3 protein-coding genes are annotated in these 5,011 nt (G+C 60.5%); all 3 read left to right on the top strand.

Going from position 1 to position 5,011, the window contains the following annotated elements:
- Positions 1 to 2,427, top strand: a 2,427-nt coding sequence (locus GVY42_RS16300) for a VirD4-like conjugal transfer protein, CD1115 family (protein WP_159565741.1), incomplete at its 5' end; no start/stop codon positions are given.
- A gap of 25 nt (positions 2,428 to 2,452) precedes the next feature.
- On the top strand, positions 2,453 to 2,932 hold the full coding sequence (locus GVY42_RS16305) for a hypothetical protein (protein ID WP_159563839.1): 480 nt from the start codon (positions 2,453 to 2,455) through the stop codon (positions 2,930 to 2,932).
- A gap of 81 nt (positions 2,933 to 3,013) precedes the next feature.
- Positions 3,014 to 5,011 (top strand): pLS20_p028 family conjugation system transmembrane protein (locus tag GVY42_RS16310; RefSeq protein WP_159563838.1); only part of this gene is annotated, 1,998 nt, incomplete at its 3' end.

The following is a 5,011-nucleotide window of genomic DNA, read 5'->3' on the forward strand; positions in this document are numbered from 1 at the left end:
GCGGTACCCGAGGCGGGCGAACGCTTCCCCGGGAAGGGCGGGTTCCCCGTCTCGCGCCGACGGCGCAAGGACGGGCGCTATGACATCTATATCGAGGACGACGCCTACAACTTCCTGATCTACGGGACGACCCGTTCCGGGAAGGGCGAGACGTCGATCTTCCCGTCGATCGACCTGTACAGCCGGGCGGAGAAGCAGTCGAGCATGGTTTTACACGACCCCAAGGGCGAGCTCTACACGGCGTCCCGGGCGACGCTCGAAGAACGCGGGTACCGCGTCCTCGCGCTGAACCTGGCCGACCCGACGAACTCGATGCCGTACAACCCGCTCGGGGCGGTCATCCGCGCCTATCGGCAGGGGCTCGCCGAGGCGAAGGCCACAGGCGGCCGGCCGAACCTCGACCGTGCCGTCGCCTATGCCGAGACCGTCGTGGTCTCGTTCTTCTACGACCCGAAGGACCCGACGAACTTCTGGATATCGTCGGCACGCGCGCTCGCGAAGGCACTGATCCTCGCCGTGTGCGAGGAGGCGGCGCAGGTCGAGCAGCAATTGCGCCGGCTCGTCCCGGGCAGGGACGAGGCCTACTATGACCGCCATTCGTGGGACCGCGTCACGATCTACCAGATGACGAAGATGCTCGAGGAATATCGTCCGATCAAGGACCCCGAGACCGGGCAGGAGTTCTTCCCGCTCGACGCCTACTACGACGGGATGGACCCGTCCCACCCTGCCAAGACGGCGTACGCCTCGTTCAGTTTCGCCGAGAAGAAGGCGCGCAGTGGGATCTGCCTGTCGCTACTGGAGAAATTCCAGGCGTTCACGTCGGACCAGATCGCACGGATGATGAGCCTCGACACGGTCGACCTGTCGGCCGTCGGGTTCGACGAGGAGCGCCCGACGGCGATCTTCCTCATCGTCCCGGACTACGACCGGAAGTATCACGTCATCGCGTCGCTGTTCATCAAGCAGCTGTACTTCCTGCTCGTCGAGGAGGCGTCCCGACGCCCGGGCCAACGATGCACGCGCGAGGTGCTGTTCATCCTTGACGAGTTCGGCAACATGCCTCCGATCGAGGGACTCGAGAGCATCGTGACGGTGTGCCTGAGCCGGAACATCCGGTTCCACCTGTACCTCCAGGCGTACGGCCAGCTCGTCGCACAGTACAACGAGCACATCGCCAAGACGGTCGCCGGGAACTGTGGCTACCAGGTGTTCATCCACTCGGCGGACTATGAGACGTGCAAGATGTTCTCGGACCTGTTGGGGAACCGGACGGAGACGACCGTCTCCCGTCAGGGCGCGCTGTTGACGCTCGACAAGAGCTTCAACGAGTCGAGCCATGAGCGCGCGCTCATGACCCCGAACGAGCTGATGCACCTCCAGGAACGCGAGTGGATCCTGTTCCGTCCGTTGAAACGGAAACGGCTCGACGGGAGCCCGATGTTCTCGTACCCGATCTTCAACAAGGGCGAGTCGCGGATGCGCTACCGGTACGAGTACCTGTCAGAGTGGTTCGACCCGTCGAGAAGCGTCGGCGAGGTCGGCAGTCGCGCGGCGCACGCCGACCGTCCGATCGACGAGCTGATGTACGTCCAGGCGGACGTCTACGTGGCGCGCCTGTTGGAGGACGGGGAAGACGTCCGAATGGATCAGGGGGGCATACAGGCGTCGCTGACACAGGCGCTGGACATGTTGTCGTCCACCGCCGTGTCGCATGAGCCCGAGCCCTCGACGCCCGCGCCAGTTGCGGCCCCGGTCGAGACGAAGGTCGGGCGGGGCTATACCCCGGCCCCGGAATCACCGGTGGACGAGGACTGGATGACGCAGGAACAGAAAGACCTGTTGTTCAAGGAATACATGGACCAGGTCATCGCATGGCGCGAACGCCGTGTGTATGACGGCCCGATCACGCGTTTCACGCCCCCAGAGGGCGCTCCGGCCCCAGAAGACACCGTGGACGCGTCCACCGGACAGACGCAGGGATCAGCCCCATCTGAACCCTCCACGGTCAAACGAGAGTCCTCCTTGATGCCCCTCCCGACGCACGGGACGGACGTCCCGGCCACGTCGGAGAGTGGGGCGGAGACGCCTGCCACACCATCCGGGCTCGACCTGTTGGACGACACGTTCGGCATGACCCCTGAACCGACGCAAGAGGAACCTGTCCGCCCTTCTCCCGAACCGGATGAAGGGGAACCTCACGACTCGGACGTCGAAGAGCCGAATTCGTCTGACGCGACAGGAATGGAGCGACGGACGGTCAAAGAGTGGCTCGAACTGAAACAAGGAGAACTGATCCTGTCAAAACGGATCGGACTTGTGGTGATGGAACTGGGAAGACGGATCGACATGAAAGAACCTGTCGATGAGAATCGAATGTATGAACTCATCCACCCCTATCTCGTGAAGAAAGGGGATGAATCATAATCCAAGAATGGGAGAGAGATCGCTCATGAAACGAATGCGATGGAATGTATTACTAATCGGTGTCCTGTTGTTGCTCGGTGGGTTGTTGTTGACGCTGTCAGGCTGTGGCCGGGCGGAAGCGCTCGACACGCTGTACGAGGGTGAAGGTCCGACAATCATCACCTACGACGAGGCCAATGAAATGTTAGAGGCAGGCAAGACGTTCTTCTTCTATGAGGGTGGACGTTTCGACATCAAAGGTGAGTCTGAAATCTCGAAAATGGTGGATCGGGTGTTTAAAGAAAATGATGTCCACTATTTTATTATTAATGAGAGACAATACCCCCATGATGATCGAATCTATGCATTATTCCACTTTCCACATAGTGAAATTGGTCTCGTACATGAAGGTGAGATTCATCAAGGGGAACAGAACATCATCGCTGAGGGTGGGAAGACGCGTGAAGACATCGAACGTGACGTCGACAAGGACGTCCGTGAACTGTTGACACTCGTCGATCAATAAGCAAGAAACCGGGACGGCCCTCATGTGGCCGTCCTTTTATGTACGTGCCCGGACAACGGGCAGAAAGGAAGGGAACGATAAATGGAAATCACCGCAACGCTGTATGAGACGTTCGGTCCATACCTCGACATGACGAACCTATGGTCGGATCACCTCCGCCGGGAGCTCTGGAAATGGGTCGTCGCGCTCATGCAACTCCTTCAAGGCGTCGAGTCGTTGTATACGGGCGTCGACGAGCTGTTCCGCGGGTTCTTCACGAACCCGCTCATCGGACGACTCGAAGGGGTATTCGTCCTGTTCTTTTGGGCGTTCATGGTCATCCAAGGGGTCATCCTCGGATACATGATGTTCGTCAATCCCGCGATGAAGTACGGGAACGTGTTCCAGGCGTTCTTCTTCGCCATCGTCGTCGTCTTGATCGTGCCAGACGTCGTCTCGAAAGGGCTCGACCTGAGCGACAGTGGTCAGGTGTTCGTCGAGGAGGCGATGGGCGATGGCAACAGTGGGGCGCCGTTGTCGGAGATCGTCGTACGGAACAACGTCTATGACGTGAAACGGTTCATCGAGGACGGATGGCAGACGCCGCCGGGCGAGATGAGCATCTCCGAGAAGAACGGGTTGGACTCCCGTCAGGGCATCGTCCTGTTGAACCCGTTCAGTCGGGTCACGGACGAGATGATGGAAAGCGCTCTCGATGAAAAGATTCTGACACAATACTGGGACTCGGATCAAAACGAACCGGTCGAATTAGACGGTGGGCTATTCGGGATCGGAGAGGTCCGCTATTACCGCTATCACATCGACTTCTTCCCGATTTTCGTCCAGCTCGTCACACTCGCGTTCGCGCTCGTGTTCGTCGCCTTCAAGACGATGATGTTGCTGTATGAGATTCTGCTCGCGCAGGTGCTCGCCCCGATCGCGGCCGCCATCGGCGCGCGGGAGAGCGACACGATGCGCAATATCTTCAGCGAGCTTGCCCAGAAGCTCCTGACGCTCGTCATCCTCGTCCTCGGGTTCCGGCTCTATCTGTATTTCAGCAACCTGCTGTTCGCGTCGGATCAGGGCGGGCTCGCCAAACTGATCGGTCTGTTCGTCCTGACGATCGGGCTGTTCAAAGGGATCACCTACTTTGACAACAAGTTCGGAACGCGTGCCGGACTCCGCGAGGGCGTCGACATGGCCCGTGCGGGCGGTTCGGTGTTCACCGCCCCACTCTCTGCCGGGATTGGCGCGATGACGGGCGCCGCGGCGGTCAAACGATCGGCCGAGACGCTCAAGGGCAAGAAGAACGACGCCCTGCCGGTCCCGCTCAGAATCGACTACGGCGACTCGAAGAAGGACAAGACCGGATCATCGGCGGACGTGACATCGACCGTGGCGTCCCGATCGCCATTGGCCAAGTACGCCAAGAACGGTTGGAAGGCAGACCCGCCAAAGGGTGGCGCGACGAAATCGAAACCGGACGCCTCGCCCGCCTCGAAGGACGTACAGGCAACGCCTGACGGGACAGAACAATCGACACCAGAAACGGGACCGACACCTCGGAAACGTTGGAAGTGGCAAAACCCACAGCCCGATGAGGAGAAAGCGGTGGGGCAGGTGACCGGCGAGAGTTCAGTGCCCGGAACGCAGGAGGAATCGGTCCCGTCAGAACCGGCACCTAACGCAGACGCGAGACCGCATGTACGGTATGGACCGCAGATGTCACAGTCGGGTGAGCCTGCCCGGACCGGACAGGCGGAACCCGATCCGGATTCATCGACCGGATCGGCCGAGACCGGAGAGGCGAGCCCTCCACCCCCACAACCATGGCGATGGAAACGCGGGATGCAGGCGAACGAACAACCGAAACATCCTGACACGACCGTCCCACCTGAAGCACGTGCGGCGTACGACAAGACGCCTTCCCCGCCACCCCTGACGGAGCCGACGCCCCGTCAGACCCCGCCAAAACCGGCGACACCACAACGGCCAGAACGGCCGAAAGGAGAGATGAGACATGATCCGACGATTCCGCGAACGGCTGGAACGGTTCCAGCTGAGACGCATCCAAGACGGGCAGGCGAGACCCCGGAGGCA

The organism is Exiguobacterium sp. 8A (assembly GCF_902506275.1).
GTDB classification, from domain to species: domain Bacteria; phylum Bacillota; class Bacilli; order Exiguobacteriales; family Exiguobacteriaceae; genus Exiguobacterium; species Exiguobacterium profundum.

What these genes read in the sequence shown, in the direction of transcription:
- GVY42_RS16305 (WP_159563839.1), top strand. Translation starts at nt 2,453, where the DNA reads ATGAAACGAATGCGATGGAATGTATTACTAATCGGTGTCCTGTTGTTG.